Origin of the sequence: Arsenophonus nasoniae (assembly GCF_004768525.1) — a bacterium.
GTDB lineage: Bacteria > Pseudomonadota > Gammaproteobacteria > Enterobacterales > Enterobacteriaceae > Arsenophonus > Arsenophonus nasoniae.
In genome coordinates, this window is sequence record NZ_CP038613.1 from 1417583 (window position 1) to 1433128 (window position 15546).

A 15546-nucleotide genomic window follows, 5' to 3' on the forward strand; every position below is an offset into this window, starting at 1 on the left:
TACATTGGCATGAAAAGCGTATTTTTTAAATCAAGAAAAAACCAGGGCAAATAGATAACACGATCGTTCATCGCTATTGTGGCAAATTAATAGCAATAGCTAATTAGCCGTAATTTAAGCATGTTATAATAGCGACAAAATGAGCGCTATTTCGGTTATTATATTTTTTCATTTTATTTAATAGCATAAATAATAACTATTTTTTCTTTGTTATTTCCCTTTTGAGTTGATTTTATTATGGCAAGCTTAGCGCCTTTCCTTTGTCAAAAGAATATCAACGAGGTAAAAGGGAGTGGCAGAAGAGAGTGATTTAGAAAAAAACGAAGAACCCACCGCTAGAAAAAAGGAAAAAGCAAAGGAAGAGGGACAGGTTGTTCGTTCACGTGAATTAAGTTCTTTTTTCATGTTAATTGCTGGTGTTTCGCTATTTTGGATTTGTGGCCATTCTTGTTATCAAAAGCTGCATGCACTTTTTTCACAGACTTTTTATTTTGATAAATATATTTTATATAACAGTCAGCTATTGCCTAATTTAGTGTTTGAGTCGGTTAAAATAGGCCTGAACGCATTATTACCGATTATAGCTGGACTGGTATTAATCGCCTTTGCTGCCCCTAGTTTTTTTGGTGGGATACATATTAATTTTAAGTCGATTAAATTTGACTGGAAAAAATTAAATCCAATCACTGGATTAAAACGCCTATTTTCAATTAATGCATTGGCTGAGCTGTTTAAAGCATTATTGAAAGTAATGTTAGTTTCTATTGGTATCACTCTTTTTTTATGGGTCAATCTTCCTCATTTTTTTCACTTAGTCACTGAACCACGACATTTGGCATTAAGTCAAGCTACGCAATTAATGATATTTGCCGCTTATATTGCCATTTTTATGCTTATTCCCTTAGTGGGCTTTGATCTTATTTATCAGCTGCGCAGCCATTTGAAAAAACTCAGAATGACACGCCAAGAAATTAAAGATGAGTTCAAACAGCAGGAAGGTGATCCACATATTAAAGCGCGTATTCGTCAGCAGCAGCGAGAGATTTCCCGTCGCAGAATGATGGCTGATGTGCCGAAAGCCGATGTTATTATTACCAACCCGACCCACTATGCGGTGGCATTACAGTATGACAATCAAGCCATGCAAGCGCCAAAAGTATTGGTAAAAGGAGCGGGATTAATTGCATTAAATATTAAGCAACTGGGTGAAGAAAATCGTATTCCAGTGCTGGAGGCACCCCCTCTGGCAAGAGCGCTCTATCGCCATAGCAAAGTCGGTGGTCATATTCCGGCAACACTTTATGCCGCAGTAGCAGAGGTGTTGGCCTGGGTATATCAGCTCAGACATTGGCAGCGAGAAGGCGGATTGAAACCAAAGAAACCAACCAATGTATCAGTACCTCAGGGACTGGATTTTGCAGGAGATAATAATACTCATGGCTAACTTAGCCTCACGATTGCGTCTACCTAAAGACTTAAAAAATACCCAATGGCAAATTTTAGCTGGACCGATATTGATCCTATTAATTTTGTCAATGATGGTTTTGCCATTGCCGCCTTTTTTACTAGATATGTTGTTCACTTTTAATATTGCCCTCTCGATTATGGTGTTATTAGTGGCCATGTTTACCAAGCGCACCCTTGAATTTGCGGCATTTCCGACCATTTTGCTATTTTCAACGCTATTACGGCTGTCACTCAATGTGGCTTCAACTAGAGTTATTCTATTAGAAGGACACACGGGATCAGCGGCGGCAGGCAAGGTTGTCGAATCCTTCGGCCATTTTCTGGTGGGGGGTAATTTTGCTATTGGCATAGTGGTCTTTATTATTCTGATCCTAATTAACTTTATGGTGATCACTAAAGGTGCTGGTCGTATAGCCGAAGTCGGAGCACGCTTTGTTTTAGATGGTATGCCAGGTAAGCAGATGGCGATTGATGCTGATCTGAATGCCGGTTTGATTGATGAAGCGGAAGCTAAAGCGCGACGTAAAGAAGTAACCCAAGAGTCTGATTTCTATGGTTCAATGGATGGCGCCAGTAAATTTGTACGCGGCGATGCCATTGCCGGATTGATGATTATGGCTATCAATATCATTGGTGGTTTAGTGGTTGGTGTCGCGCAACATGGCTTAACGCTGGGTGAATCAGCCAGTATCTACACACTATTAACCATTGGTGATGGCCTAGTCGCGCAAATTCCGGCATTGATTATTTCTACCGCCGCCGGCGTGATTGTTACCCGCGTAGCAACTGATGAAGACGTCGGTGAGCAGATGTTAGGTCAACTGTTCGATAATCCACGAGTATTGATGTTAACTGCCGGTGTATTAGGTTTGCTTGGTTTAGTTCCAGGTATGCCAAATATTGTTTTCTGTTGTTTACTTTGCTATTAGGTTTCATTGGTTGGAAGTTGATGAAGCGTTCAGCTAAGCCGGTATTAGTTGACATTGTAATTAATCGTTAATTATCAATATAATAGAAATGCATTATCACTATAATTCACTATTCATTCACTATAAATTATAACTCAACCCAACCGTTATTCCTTTCATCCTGATATTTTTCTGTCATTTCAATTGACTTATGACCAAGTAGTTTTTTGGCAAAATCTGTTCCCATAGTCTCGGTATATAATCTAGCTGATAAACTCCTAATCTCATGAAAAGAAGGTGGATTTACCTCCCATTTCAACTCAGATTTATCTCTAAACTTAGCAAATGTCTTAGATATTTTATCTGTTGACAATTTTTTATCTCCATTTGTAATAATATATTCTGATCTTTCGTTTTTTATTTCTAATAATTTTGATAACTTAATATTTACTATTTCAATATTTAAAGGGATTGCTATTTTTGACTCTGTTTTTTGTTGAATAATCCATAATTTATTATCATAAATATTTTTCCATTTTAATTTAGAAATATCAGATATTCGTTGTCCTGTTACTAGAGCTATTTTCATTGATTTTGTCAGCCAATGATTTTCATCATTAATTAAATTTAATATAGCTGTAAAATCATTAAAAGATAGTCTTGCTCTTTGTATTTTTATTTTCGGTATTTTTGTTGGGGTAACTGGATTTATTTTTAATATACCTAATGATATAGCCTCTTTAAAATAGTCATTTAAAAATACACGCATTAATTTTGCTGTTGTTATCTTTCCTTTGTTAATAAATGGATGAAGTAAATCAGCAATATTTTTAGTTGTTACGCTTTCAATTGGTACATCAATCATTTCTTTTCTTATAACACTAATCCTATGTTTATAATCTTTCATTGTTTTCTCTTTCAAACCTCTTGCACGCAGAATTTCCTCATACCTATCCAAAAACTCATGAAAAGAGACCGATCCGTGTCCCTCTATTCTTTCTGTCAGTGGCTTAACTTTCTCTGCATTGAGCAATAACTGATTTGCACTAATAGCCTCGTTAATTGCATAGGCTTTGTTTCTACCCAAACCGTATTCCTTCCGTGTACGTGGGTCTCTATAGGAATAATACCCGTTTCTTTTGTATAGGTTAGGGGGCAAATCCCGATTTTTTATTTTTCTGATTCTGGTCATGACCTATCCTTTGCAGCAACATACTTTTATGACTAACCTGGTTAACGCCGTTAACTTTGATTGCATACTCTTCAACTAAATATTCCCTGCCATCTTTGATGGGTGGAGGCTGGATTAACCCATTTCTAACCCATCCCCTGACAGTGTCCATTCTTCTTGGCCTATCCCTCCTTGCATTCCATTCCGCTAAAGTAATCATGTTTATTTATCCTCATTCAAAAACTCACACTATTCTCAGGCGCTTCATTGCCCCATAGATCCCAGCCCTGCACTTTGTCACGAGCAAAAAGTTCGATACGTTTCACCTCACCGTAAAGTTTCTCTAATCGGTAATGGACTTCTTTTGGTTTTTGGCTATGTTCACCGAGACAGGCGTAGATAACTTGTTTGATGGAAGCGTCCTTGCGTTCTAGTCCTTTTCCCTTGATGGCAATTAAACAATCTTCTGAATTACTGCGGGTGTAGTTACCGCCATTCATGCGTGTTTCAGCATTGAGTAATGTCAGAAAGTCATCAGCATCAGATAGCTCAGCTTTTTTGATAGCTTTGGAGATCCGCTCTTTGGCTAACTTATTGAGCTTGACCCAGGTAAATCCCTTCATGGTTTTGACTTTAAATCCCCATGCTTCCGCCAACCGGATAGCTTCCAGCGCAAAGTTACCCGTATACCACATGCAGAGTACGGAGTTATCATTAACGATGGTTTCTATAGGTAGTCGAGTAAGGGAGTAAAAGTCAGTGGTGTTGTAGTGATTGTGTGCTGCGCCGTTTGATGCTTTGTTTTGGTATTGCCAGGGTGGGTCTGCGAGTATCAGGTCATACTTCACGTCATCTCCTAAACATACCCGCTTTTACTTTTATGCAAGTCGTCTATTTTTTCTAACACAGTGATTTTATTACCGCCATTTCCGGTTAATGTTCCGTTTTCTCCATCGGTATCAAATTGATATATCAATCCTTTGTTTGTTAATTTTTTCTCCTTCAATCTAATTATTTTCATCCTTTCACCATGATAAATAACCTGCATCCCTACTTTGACATGGTGTAACGTTGTTCGGTATTCATGGATGTTATTCATACAGTTACTCCCATTACCAATCAAATGATTACCATTCTGATCAAAATTTGATCAACTTCAGTTAATTATGATATATTCATGCCGTTGTGTGTTCGTAACCACAACATTTCCCTAATATTTCCCTAATATTGCCAGCCTTGCGCTGGTCTTTTTTTGAGTGATTCAGAAATACCAAATAGTGGTCAATCTCTAGTGAATACGTTGGCTATTAGCAAATAACGATTTCAGATTGATACCGTATACCTGTAGCCATGATTCAGCAGGCCATGACTTAACCTGACCATAACGAATATCGGGTACTTCGGTTGCCTCCATCTGGTTCTCACGGCACCATCTGCGAAGTGGGGCAAATTTATACTCTTTTCCTGTGGCATTCTTTACTGCTGTGATAGTGGCATGTTTAACACTTTCTCCTAGTCGTTCTGTCAGTTCCCGATTTTTACGGGTAGCAACGCTGAGTTTACCCATTGCAGAAGCTTCACGAGTGCGGCTGATTTGTGATTTTGTTCTAATAGCTTCATCACGCTCACTGCTTATTTTTTCCACTTGCTCGGTATAGCTAATCAGCACTTTTCGTAATTGTGCAGGATTATCTAACCAGTCTGTTGTTGGGGTGACAGGAGCTAATTTTCCTGTTTTGTAATCCAGGAAGGTTTGATTAACCATCAATCTGAATCTTGGCGAAATCCAGCCAGCATACTCAATGGCTAACAGCTCATGAGCAAAAGTGCCTGGATTTATGCCGCCTTTTTGAACTTTGATTACTTCTTGACCTAAGGCGGAATTCTGCCTTAGCTCTTCAATTAACTCTTTGGCTTGTTTTGTCTCAAGCCATGTTTTAGGGCGTTTAGCATCTTTGCCGCCACTGGCTTTATGTAACGCATTCAGGTTGAAACGACCATCTGAGTCTGTCGTGATTTCTACGCCAGCAATGATAGGGTAATGTTCATTTGTTAAATTTCGCATATAGTTATCCTTCAATATTAAAATTGATGAATGGGTATTAATTAAGTGGAATAGATTAGGGTGGGTAATGGACTTCTTGTTCTGTAACTATTTCTTCAATGTGTCGAGGAATACCCCCAAATAAACCATAAGAGCTGGCACTAGCATGATGCCAATAACCAGTAGCTCTTGTCCGCCTAATTGAATATTGCCTAATTCGCCACGTTTAAACCTGATTTGTGGGTCAATGACGGTATCGGCGTGCGCAATGTGACCAACTATCAGTTCGAAAGCAAAGGCGGCGCTGATAAACAATAATGTCGTGATTAATAGTTTGATGATGTTAAGTTTCATGGTTGAACCTTTTAAAATTGGCTTATTTCTTAACGCAAATCGCTTTGGCGTTGATATCCTTGAACGTTTCAAACTCACGCTCAAACTGTTTAGCGGCAAATTGACACATGTTCTCAGTGTCAAATTCCTGAGTATTAACACTTGCAAAGTTACTTGATGCGTAAGGGCTGGCGTACATGGCCAAGATTAAAATCCACATGGTAGGAACTCCTTGTCTAAAAAGGATTAAACTCATTATTTACTGGCGTATGGGTTGGTCTACGCTCGTCTCTATCTTTTAGAGTACGCAACAGGTTTTTAACTGCTTGAGCGGGTTTGTTTTCAACTTTTTCTAAAAGCGTTTGTCCAGTGTTTGCTACAAATGGCATACGGATATCAAAGCTGTAACTTTCATCGCCATTTTTCTTCGTTCTTAGAACTTTTTGCAAAACAAGTCCTACTTTTTTGCCATGGAATTCTGGCGCAACCAGGTTATTGTTGTGGACAACCGAGGTTACTCGCTGAATTCCAATACATCCCATCATGGCATTGACCATATTTTGACCGAAAGGGTTTACCGTGCCGTCATTTTTCTTACAACAAATACTTAGATAGTTAACTTTTCTGCCATCCTCCGATTCACCAGAGAATTCAATAAACTCAGCGCCTTTATCACTTTTGCTTAATTTTGCCTCTGCAATTGTGATCACATACGCGCCTGATTCATTAATGAACCCCCCTTGATAAGCAGCAAGGGCAGATTCTTCTGTATAAGTAAAAATAATGTTGTGATTCATACTTTATTTTCCTCTTGTTGTGATGTAATGCCATAATAGTTGCAGATGACTTTATCTATTTTATTTAAGTCATTTTCAATGAGTTGAGAATCAAACATTCCCATAGGGCTTTTGCAGCAATCACTGCCATTTGATTGAGTTGAAAAAGAGTAAGAGCCGTTTGATACATGTGTTCGTAAAACGATAGTAAAATATCCTTCGGGTACAAGCGTTGAATCAACTAATTTACCGACCGTTTTCATCCGAACGCTGCCGAAGTCATCGGTTTGAGTGTGAGACAGGATGTAAACCCGCCGATGCTCAGAACCCTCACCAGCAGCTCTAAACACATCCCAGGCATTCTTACCAATAGAAGTGAATTTGTCGTATCCTCGTTCATTACATTTAGCCATGAGTTCATTAACCATCACAGCCTGATAGTCATCAATAACAATAATTTCATGTGGAGCTTTTTTAAGAACGGCTACGATATTATCGGTTTGGTCAGTGCGATATATATTGCCATCAGGATTGTCGCTATTTCTTAATTTCCATTGTTTTGTGGGAAATGGCAGGCGTTTATTTATGCATTGAACGATTAACGTTTTACTTGCATCAAGATTTCTTAAACTAGTGCTTTTACCTGTTCCTGATTCACCTAGGATTAAAGTTGCTGTTCCCATTTTAATCACCCCTTATTTTTCCGCCTAATGGTCCATCTCTTAGTTCCTGACCAATAAAAGGATTGTATTCTTTATTTTTAGTATCTATCGTTTGGTGAGTATTTATCGATAACTGACTTATTAATTTTTCTAGCGCTTTTGCTTCTTTATCGTACATTTCCATTGCTTGACGTTTTTCTTTCATCGATGGCGATAAAGGTTCTTTTCCTTGCCTGATTGCGTCCATCTGTTGTATTGCATAGGCAATCGCGTCTTCTTTTGATAGGCATCTCCTTTTATCCGTTAGCCTCGGCATTTTCATGTAAAATCTCCTCGAAAATCCTGCCAGCTAACAGGGACGTTTAGGTGTCCAAGTACTTCACGTTGATGTTCATATTTGTTATGCTCCTTAAGCTCATTGCTTTTTCTTTGCACCTTGAGCAACTGAGTTAATTCAAATAAAGTCATGAGTTATTCCTATCTTGCTAACAGTAAAACGAGGCTTGCCAACGCGATGATTAGCACGGTGGGGATAATTTTTATGGTGTCTTTTCTGGCGAAGCTGTCACTATTTAAGACGTAGCGAAGCTCCTGCTGCTTAAGCTGGTTCATGTTTTTGGCTCTTAATTGATATTCAGATGTGATTAATTTGTAGAATACGGTCTTTATTCGTCCGATTTCTTTGATTGATATTTAAGTAGTGCCTGTGTTGCTCTGCGGTGTCGACGATGTGCGTTATAGAGTTCACGCTTTTTCTTCATTAACGCCCTATAGTGGGGCTTTGTATGCTCGATGACGCCTTCGTATTCTGGTTTTTCTGGGCTAAGTGAACCACAATGCGCTCTAGGGTCACCATTTTTGAGTAAATATTGGCGTATGGCAGAATGATAAATATCTTTCAGCGTCACGATGGCTTTTTCGCAAGCAAAAATATCTTTGGATGCCGCAATGATACGAGCAATAATAACGTCCTGATTCATCGTCATCTTAGGCCACCTGACTATATTTGTCGTGGGTGAATTCACCATTCCAGTCTTTCTTCATCGGTAGCTTACCTTTAAAGTATTGGTTATATAGCCATGTAGCCCCCTTTTTTAGCAGAACGATTTTGTAACACTGACGTTGCCCGTAATCGTTTGTCATGATGAAGGGGGATTCGGTTAGATACGTGTCTCTCGCATAGGAATGCACACGCCAGACATGAGCCTTGCTGATATCCTTTTCTGCATCGTAGAGAAAATGACGCGATTCGAGAAATAAATTAACCTGGTTAATGTTTACGCCATTAAGCTGCTTGCAAAACTGAACGGGTGTCATCCCAACCTGGAATAGATTTTTTAAGCAATCAATTTCTGTTTTTTGCTCTTTGTTAACTAATGACAAATGTTGAACTTTCTCTGCCATTTCAGCAGCAAGCCGTAGTGCATCAGGAAGCGTTTGTGGAATAACATGTGTAGCCGTTTTTGCCTGTCTCTCACATTCAATAAAATACTGTCTGGCCTGTTTGCCTTTTTCGTTGCGCTCAACCATTGATAACTCTTTCGCCATATCGAGGGAAATGTAGTAGTCGATTATAGTAGCGTTGTTGGCTTCCATTTTTTTGTGGAAGCGAATAAAGTCTTTATTTTCAACAAATCCATAATCTGAAATTCGCTTTTTTATCCATGTGGAAAAGTCTTGCTTACTTTCCAAAAACGCATGTAAATCACGGGCATTAACCGTTTGGATTAATGCGTCATTGATGTTTTTTGTTTCGATGTTGATTAAAATTGACATAAGGATATTCCTCAAAGTTAATTGATGAAAGATTTTGCAGATTGACCCCTAAACCCGTTATACTTACCAAAAAGGAGGATTTCCTATGGGTCAGGTTGCATTTGATACACTACAAGCATCGGAAGAGCTTCAAACGGCTGGACTTACTAGTCAGCAAGCTAAGGCTATTTCACTTGTTGTACGTAGATCGCATGAGGTTGCTGATGTAGCGACTAAACGCGATTTAGAAGACGTACGTAAAGATATGGTTGCTCGCTTTGAAAAAACCGAAGCTCAAATTGCTGATGTTCGTAAAGACTTATCTGCTGAAATAGCTGATGTCCGCAAAGATATGTCTGCTCGTTTTGAGAAGAACGAAGCCCAGATACAAGCACGTTTTGAAAAAACTGACGCTCAGATAGCCTTAATTCGTAAGGATGTTGAACATATTGCTACTGGACTACTTTTAAAACTTGGTGGTGTAATCGTTGTGACTATTAGTGCTGCAACGGCAATACTCAAATTCTTCTAATTCTTCAGTTGCAGGTTCAAATCCTGCACAGCCCGCCAATTTCACGGTATATCTTCATCAGTCTGTGATTCTCTTTCTTAAGACGATCATTTTCATTCGTTAAGCACTGTATGATTGTCTTAAAAGTGCGTACTTCTCTGTCATCATCATCACGAATATCAATACTGCTTAAGTATATTGAATCGCTCAAATCACGACTGCCATTAGTTACGCCAACCAGATTACCCATATTGGGATGTTTTGCTGTTACAATGCGTGGATTGTCCAATCTCATTATGTATACTCCTTGTTATTGTGCCGTTTGGTTTAACCAGTCAGGGCGCTCACCTTTTCCCAGGTAAAAATCCAGCATATCAAGTAAGCGAGGGTAGAACTCAAGCGCTTTTCTGCCATCCATGTTCACGATTTCTTCTTTGCTAAATTGTCGCCACTTTTCTACCGAATGATGTTGACATCCTGCACGAAGATATTCTCCATTTGTAATCATTATTGGATAGGTTTCACCCATAATTACAAATGTGTCATCTGGTAAATAAGCTCCACTTAGGTCGGCTCCCCATAGATTGGCTCGACGGAGGTCGGCTTCATGTAGTGTCACCGATCATGCAAAACTGATCCACTAACGATCATCTAAAACTGATCCACTTGGTATTATTCGCACATTTTTGTACGGATAATTTATGTTAACCAAGGAGATATTTGTGGATATTCATGTTCGCTTTGCACAAGGACAAAGCCTTCGAAAAATTGCCAGTGAGTTGGGTATATCCCGTAACACCGTAAAACATCATTTACAACAACAGACAATGCCAACTTATGCTAAAAGAAGTCAACAACCGACTAAATTATCCCCTTTAAACCTTATTTGCTTCAGCGAATTGAACTGGCTAAACCTGATTGGATCCCTGCAACAGTCTTATTTGATGAGGTAGTTGAAAACGGCTATCAAGGTGGTATTGCTCAATTACGCCGATTTGTTTGTCAATTTAAACCAAGCATTGTTCCCGAAGTAGTCGTCCGTTTTGAAACACAGCCAGGTCAACAAATGCAAATCGACTTCACCAGCATCCGGCGAGGTAAAAAATCGCTGAAAGCGTTTGTTGCAACGCTAGGCTATTCGCGTGCGAGTTATGTAAAGTTCTTTGATAATGAACGAGCAGAATCGTGGCAGCAAGGTTTAAGAGAAGCTTTCGACTACTTTGGTGGTGTACCACAGGAAGTATTGTGTGATAACGCAAAATCCCTCATCATCGAACGGGATGCTTATGCAGAAGGTGATCATAAATTACATGTCGAAATGCTTCAAATGTCGAAAGATTACGGGTTTAAATTGAAGGCTTGCAAGCCCTACAGGGCAAAAACGAAAGGGAAAGTAGAGCGCTTTAACCACTATTTAAAAAACAGCTTTATCGTGCCATTAAACACCGACCTTCGTGCTCATAATCTTGAACTGGATATTGAAATAGCTAATGCAAAAGTGGGTCCATGGTTACAACGCGTTGCCCATCAGCGAATTCATGGAACAACGTTAGAGAAGCCAGCAGATAGATTAGCTAAGGAAGTGAAGTCTCTTCTACCCTTACCAGCAAGGGTTTGCCAATCTATCCCACAGACTAATACGCTTAATATCCCTATCGTACCGCCCCTTGAATCTGTCAGTTTGCAACACTCAATCAGCGTATACGAAGCATTACTGGGAGGTGAACATGTTATTGCATGAACAAATTGAACACCTGTGTGAGTCATTGAAATTAAATTCTATTCCGACTCATTGGTCATCACTTGCCGAAAAATGCATTGCCCAAGACAAAAGCTACGGAGAGTTTTTACTGTCCCTGTTAAAATGTGAGCAACAACAACGAGATGAACGAACTCGTAATCTTTTGAGTCGGATGGCAGGATTCCCAGCACATAAAGAACTTAATACGTTCGATTTTAAGTTTGCAACGGGGATCCCCAAACAACACATACAGGAATTAAGCGCATTAACGTTTATTGAACGTAATGAAAATGTCGTGTTGCTTGGCCCAAGCGGTGTAGGCAAAACGCATTTAGCTATTGGGTTAGGATTAAAAGCAGTACAGGCCAAGAAGAAAACCCGCTTTACCACGGCAGCTGAACTGATGTTGCAACTCTCAACTGCCAAACGACAAAATAAGCTCAAACAATATCTATCACGTTCGGTGATGGCCCCGAAGTTGTTGATTATCGATGAGATTGGATACCTGCCGTTTGGGCGAGAAGAAGCAAACCTGTTTTTCAATGTGATTGCCAAGCGCTATGAGCATGGCAGTGTCATATTGACGAGTAACCTATCATTTGGGCAATGGCCAAGTGCTTTTGCTGATGACGCAACATTAACTGCCGCTATGCTTGATCGTTTACTTCATCATTCGCATGTACTGCAATTAAGCGGTGAAAGCTACCGATTGAAAGATAAGCGGCGCTCAGGAGCAATAACTGAGTAAAACAGTGGATCAATTTTGATTGATCGGATTTAGATAAAAAGTGGATCAGTTTTCGGTGATCGTTGACATTAATAAAGTAAGTTTTAACAATATAGTATTGATTGCACCTTGGATTAAGCGTTATTCATCAATAGAAATATCAGAATGCAGTTTCATAGGAAGCATCTCTGCTGATGGTAATAATGTGGAAAATGTGCCAAGAGGTGTATTGAAATTATTAAATAATGACATGAATGGCGGAGTTGATTTTTCTGGTGAAACGCTAAGAATATGCGGCACTGTTCCTCGCTTAAACATTAAGCCATCAAGCTATGATGTGAGCATTAATGGGGATTGGGCTTTCGGCAGAGTCCCTAAAGGAGGCCGTCCTAATAATGGCCTTGATTGGAGAGCGGGAGATAGAGTTATAACACTAAGCCCCGTAGCTGGTGGTGACATTGGTTGGATTTGCGTTGAGAGTGGCAACCCAGGAAAATGGTTGTCTATCGGAAAGCTTTGATAGACGAATAGCGCCGTAATGGCGCTATTTGAATGTGATGTAAGCTGTATTATTGCCTCCAAAACAAATGTCGTAGTAGTATCTTGATTTTTTGGATGAGCATTCTTTAAAACCATCACGTGAATCTGAATTTGTGTACCTTATATCTGGCAATCCAAGTCTGTTAAGCACAAACTGACCAACGTCATACTTATAGTAAAAAGCTCGTGGTAACATGCTATTTATCAATGGATATGTTACTACTGCTACTTTGGCGCTTTCGTTGTGCTGAAGCTCACCATCAACATTTATATATTTAATTTCATTTCCATTACTATTGTTTTCAATATCATTGATTATACGAATTGCAACATTTTCTATGTGGGCGTTTTCTAATTTCATGGCATTGTTTGCGGCGTATGAAAAACCAATCATATAGATATAACTAATTAATATTAGATAACGTATGTATTTAAATGAAACCCAGCAGACAGGGATTAACATAGCTGCGATAAATCCGCCAAATCCAACATAACCGCGTGCCATAAACAGTGGGTTTTCACTAAATACCGTGACGCCGGGAATAAAAAAAATAGACAACAATAGTGTGATTACCCATGAAAGCAGTAAAAATGGCACATTAATAATTTTGTGATTTCTGAAAATTATATCGATCAGTGATAATACATAAACAAGAATGATTGACAAAATGAATATTTTGAAACCGAAGTTTTGATTTTCATATAATAATGAAAATGAAGATGATAAGTTTTCAGCTAATTTTGATCCACCGTCCTTATCAAAGCTAATGATTCTGCTATATTCGGAAAAGTATGCATTAACAGATGTGAGACCAATAATTATCTTCGAATAGAAAATATACCCAACAATAAGGCCTCCCATTCTATTGACTGTCATCACTACCGAACCCTTGATATCTCCTCGAGTAGCGCCATGCAATAACTCAATAAGTGAAAATGTAATAAAAATATTTATTGATACTTGATAGCTTGTCAAGGATAAAGTAATAAATAAACATGAAAGGAAAAATGAAATTATTTTATTCTTTGATAAAACACAGAAAGGCAATAATGCAAATGCTATAGATAACACCATGAATGATGAATCATATCTGAAATGCAGATTAGCATTGAAGAGTGGGTTTAGTATCAAAGAGCATATACAGAGTGCAAACAGAATGCTTTTCCTATTCCCGAATTTTTCTGATAGTAAAGAGAATACAAAGCATAAAAATACAATCGATAGTATTAGGGGAGCAGGAAACAGATCAGGAAGCATATGGCTACGTAAAATTAATATGCGATAAAAAAACTGAGAAAACGGTCGCCCATCACCATCCCAACCAGTAAACTCCCATACTACCCGATATAAATCATCCAGATAATAGATATTTGAAATAAGCAGTGGGAATACTGTGAGTCCGATTATGCCTAAGCTGACCAGAAAGCACTTTCTATCATAAATCATCTTTTCTCCCTTTAAGTAAGTATTTTGGTCTTTGTTTGCTTTCGGTATATATACGGCCTATATACTCACCTAAAACGCCAATTCCTATAAGCTGAACACCACCAAGAAATAGTATTGATACTAATAGTGACGGATAGCCTGGCACGGGATTATCCCATATCAGCTTATCTATTATCATCCATCCACCGTAAATAAATGACAGTGTAGCGACAAAAAAGCCAATATACGTCCATACACGGAGAGGAAAGGTAGAAAAACTAGTAATGCCTTCAAGTGCCAGATTCCATAGCTTCCAGCCATTAAATTTTGATTCACCCGCCACTCGTTCAGAGCGAGTATATTCGATTATATCAATATTACCACCAACCCATGAAAGTATGCCTTTCATAAATAGATTGCGTTCAGGAAGCTGTTTAATATTGTCGACGATTTCTCTTGACATCAAACGGAAATCCCCCACATTTTCTTCAATTTTTGGATTGCTGATTTTGTTGTGTAATGTGTAAAACCATTCCGCTGTTTTACGCTTCAACCATCCATCCGTAAGACGGTCTGTTCTTTTTGCTAAAACGACATCAGCACCTTTTTTCCATTTTTCTATTAATTGAGGGATAACTTCTATTGGATCTTGAAGGTCAACATCAATAGGAATTATTGCCTTACCTGTAGCATGATCTAAGCCAGCAAAAAGCGCGGGTTCTTTTCCAAAATTACGGGTAAAGCTCAAAGGTACAACCAAGTTGTCATTATTTGCTAATCCGTTGATAATAACTTCTGTTGCATCATTACTCCCGTCATTAATAAAAATTATTTCAACATCGTATTTTTTTAATCCCTCGCATTCCCGAACTTTTTTGTAGAAAATGGGGATAGCCTCTTCTTCATTAAATACAGGGACAATTAATGAAATTTTCATTATTCAATACCTTTAAATACAACAAATTTTGAATATAAGAAACCTAAAATAAGACTAATGGCTGAAAATGTGAGTATTGTGATAACAGGATGAATATTTAATTTATCCGAGAAACATCCTATCAGGTAACTCATCATTCCCATAAAACTAGTGAAAACAGTGTACTTACCACTTGTTGCTTCTTTCTTAAATGTAAATTTTGCGTTAGCAAAAAAAGAGAACGTCACAGATACTAAGAAAGCCATCAAATTAGCATAAGCCTGTGGAATATCTGTTATAGAAATAATAATAGCAAATATAATCCAATGGATAAGCGTATTGATAATTCCAATTGAAAAGTATTTAGTGAAATGTGTCACAATATTTATCTATGCTTAAATTTTATTATAAAGTTTACCATATAAGTAAGGCGATAATTTACTGTAAATAATCACAGTAAATCTTAGATAATAAAAAAACCAGCTCTTTGGCTGGTTGGTTTTCCCTGGTGTTGGGATAGCGACATTTCCGCAAAAAATACACTCACTATAAGCCGTAAGTAATTGATT

Annotated in this window: 22 protein-coding genes and 2 pseudogenes; 6 read left to right on the forward strand and 18 right to left on the reverse strand. The window is 38.4% G+C overall.

Going from position 1 to position 15546, the window contains the following annotated elements:
• Positions 1–292: 292 nt before the first annotated feature.
• Both flhB and ArsFIN_RS06905 read left to right on the forward strand, forming a co-directional pair.
• Positions 293–1444 carry a flagellar biosynthesis protein FlhB gene (gene flhB, locus ArsFIN_RS06900; protein ID WP_026823457.1) on the forward strand — a complete coding sequence of 384 codons (1152 nt, stop codon included), beginning with the start codon at positions 293–295 and terminating at the stop codon, positions 1442–1444.
• Positions 1437–2437, forward strand: a pseudogene (locus tag ArsFIN_RS06905) (FHIPEP family type III secretion protein); the annotation flags it as partial. The gene flhB and the pseudogene ArsFIN_RS06905, both read left to right, overlap by 8 nt.
• A gap of 86 nt (positions 2438–2523) precedes the next feature.
• Here the strand turns inward: ArsFIN_RS06905 and ArsFIN_RS06910 are convergent.
• From ArsFIN_RS06910 to ArsFIN_RS26965, 13 genes are all read right to left on the reverse strand, one after another.
• Positions 2524–3567: a tyrosine-type recombinase/integrase gene (locus tag ArsFIN_RS06910; protein WP_026823456.1), complete on the reverse strand. Its 1044-nt coding sequence runs from the start codon at positions 3565–3567 to the stop codon at positions 2524–2526.
• On the reverse strand, positions 3524–3766 hold the full coding sequence (locus ArsFIN_RS06915; protein ID WP_026823455.1) for an excisionase: 243 nt from the start codon (positions 3764–3766) through the stop codon (positions 3524–3526). Before ArsFIN_RS06915 ends, ArsFIN_RS06910 begins: the two co-directional genes overlap by 44 nt.
• Before the next feature lie 16 nt (positions 3767–3782).
• A complete protein-coding gene (locus ArsFIN_RS06920; protein WP_135677601.1) occupies positions 3783–4394 on the reverse strand; it encodes an MT-A70 family methyltransferase in 612 nt (203 codons plus the stop codon).
• A gap of 8 nt (positions 4395–4402) precedes the next feature.
• Entirely contained in the window at positions 4403–4645 is a 243-nt protein-coding gene (locus ArsFIN_RS06925) for a hypothetical protein (RefSeq protein WP_135677445.1), read from the reverse strand.
• 189 nt (positions 4646–4834) lie between these two features.
• Positions 4835–5611 (reverse strand): KilA-N domain-containing protein, encoded by a 777-nt coding sequence (locus ArsFIN_RS27295; protein WP_246067207.1) that lies wholly within the window; start codon positions 5609–5611, stop codon positions 4835–4837.
• Between the two features lie 87 nt (positions 5612–5698).
• Positions 5699–5944, reverse strand: coding sequence for a hypothetical protein (locus ArsFIN_RS06940; protein ID WP_034250100.1), 246 nt, complete (start codon positions 5942–5944; stop codon positions 5699–5701).
• 22 nt (positions 5945–5966) lie between these two features.
• On the reverse strand, positions 5967–6143 hold the full coding sequence (locus tag ArsFIN_RS26255) for a hypothetical protein (protein ID WP_167876670.1): 177 nt from the start codon (positions 6141–6143) through the stop codon (positions 5967–5969).
• 16 nt (positions 6144–6159) lie between these two features.
• On the reverse strand, positions 6160–6720 hold the full coding sequence (locus ArsFIN_RS06945) for a DUF669 domain-containing protein (RefSeq protein ID WP_135677444.1): 561 nt from the start codon (positions 6718–6720) through the stop codon (positions 6160–6162).
• Positions 6717–7382, reverse strand: coding sequence for an ATP-binding protein (locus ArsFIN_RS06950; RefSeq protein ID WP_135677443.1), 666 nt, complete (start codon positions 7380–7382; stop codon positions 6717–6719). Before ArsFIN_RS06950 ends, ArsFIN_RS06945 begins: the two co-directional genes overlap by 4 nt.
• Position 7383: 1 nt before the next feature.
• The gene (locus ArsFIN_RS06955) at positions 7384–7683 is read right to left on the reverse strand and encodes a hypothetical protein (RefSeq protein ID WP_135677442.1); all 300 of its coding nucleotides are present in this window, start codon (positions 7681–7683) and stop codon (positions 7384–7386) included.
• The gene (locus ArsFIN_RS26260; RefSeq protein WP_167876649.1) at positions 7680–7829 is read right to left on the reverse strand and encodes a hypothetical protein; all 150 of its coding nucleotides are present in this window, start codon (positions 7827–7829) and stop codon (positions 7680–7682) included. The genes ArsFIN_RS06955 and ArsFIN_RS26260 overlap by 4 nt, the downstream gene beginning before the upstream one ends.
• A gap of 197 nt (positions 7830–8026) precedes the next feature.
• The gene (locus ArsFIN_RS06960) at positions 8027–8347 is read right to left on the reverse strand and encodes a hypothetical protein (protein WP_135677441.1); all 321 of its coding nucleotides are present in this window, start codon (positions 8345–8347) and stop codon (positions 8027–8029) included.
• A gap of 1 nt (position 8348) precedes the next feature.
• Positions 8349–9137, reverse strand: coding sequence for an antA/AntB antirepressor family protein (locus ArsFIN_RS26965; RefSeq protein WP_210409095.1), 789 nt, complete (start codon positions 9135–9137; stop codon positions 8349–8351).
• An 85-nt stretch (positions 9138–9222) separates the two neighbouring features.
• Here ArsFIN_RS26965 and ArsFIN_RS06975 point away from each other — a divergent pair, with 85 nt between their 5' ends.
• A complete protein-coding gene (locus tag ArsFIN_RS06975) occupies positions 9223–9648 on the forward strand; it encodes a CCDC90 family protein (protein WP_135677602.1) in 426 nt (141 codons plus the stop codon).
• Positions 9649–9664: 16 nt separating this feature from the next.
• Here ArsFIN_RS06975 and ArsFIN_RS06980 read toward each other — a convergent pair whose 3' ends face one another.
• Both ArsFIN_RS06980 and ArsFIN_RS06985 read right to left on the reverse strand, forming a co-directional pair.
• On the reverse strand, positions 9665–9922 hold the full coding sequence (locus tag ArsFIN_RS06980) for a hypothetical protein (RefSeq protein ID WP_135677439.1): 258 nt from the start codon (positions 9920–9922) through the stop codon (positions 9665–9667).
• 15 nt (positions 9923–9937) lie between these two features.
• On the reverse strand, positions 9938–10246 hold the full coding sequence (locus ArsFIN_RS06985) for a pentapeptide repeat-containing protein (protein WP_135677603.1): 309 nt from the start codon (positions 10244–10246) through the stop codon (positions 9938–9940).
• Positions 10247–10328: 82 nt separating this feature from the next.
• On the opposite strand from ArsFIN_RS06985, the pseudogene istA reads away from it, so the two are divergent.
• The 3 genes and pseudogenes from istA (at position 10329) to ArsFIN_RS07000 (ending at position 12615) form a co-directional block, all read left to right on the forward strand.
• Positions 10329–11368 (forward strand): annotated as a pseudogene (gene istA, locus ArsFIN_RS06990) (IS21 family transposase).
• Entirely contained in the window at positions 11355–12116 is a 762-nt protein-coding gene (gene istB / locus ArsFIN_RS06995; protein WP_135677409.1) for an IS21-like element helper ATPase IstB, read from the forward strand. The pseudogene istA and the gene istB overlap by 14 nt, the downstream one beginning before the upstream one ends.
• A gap of 55 nt (positions 12117–12171) precedes the next feature.
• Positions 12172–12615 (forward strand): hypothetical protein, encoded by a 444-nt coding sequence (locus ArsFIN_RS07000; RefSeq protein ID WP_135677604.1) that lies wholly within the window; start codon positions 12172–12174, stop codon positions 12613–12615.
• A 24-nt stretch (positions 12616–12639) separates the two neighbouring features.
• Here the strand turns inward: ArsFIN_RS07000 and ArsFIN_RS07005 are convergent, their stop codons facing one another.
• Genes ArsFIN_RS07005 through ArsFIN_RS07015 form a run of 3 tightly spaced genes read right to left on the reverse strand, consistent with a single transcriptional unit; the run spans position 12640 to position 15360 of the window.
• A complete protein-coding gene (locus ArsFIN_RS07005) occupies positions 12640–14082 on the reverse strand; it encodes a glucosyltransferase domain-containing protein (protein WP_135677605.1) in 1443 nt (480 codons plus the stop codon).
• On the reverse strand, positions 14072–14998 hold the full coding sequence (locus ArsFIN_RS07010) for a glycosyltransferase family 2 protein (RefSeq protein WP_135677606.1): 927 nt from the start codon (positions 14996–14998) through the stop codon (positions 14072–14074). The genes ArsFIN_RS07005 and ArsFIN_RS07010 overlap by 11 nt, the downstream gene beginning before the upstream one ends.
• Positions 14998–15360, reverse strand: coding sequence for a GtrA family protein (locus ArsFIN_RS07015; RefSeq protein ID WP_026823253.1), 363 nt, complete (start codon positions 15358–15360; stop codon positions 14998–15000). The genes ArsFIN_RS07010 and ArsFIN_RS07015 overlap by 1 nt, the downstream gene beginning before the upstream one ends.
• Positions 15361–15546: the final 186 nt, after the last annotated feature.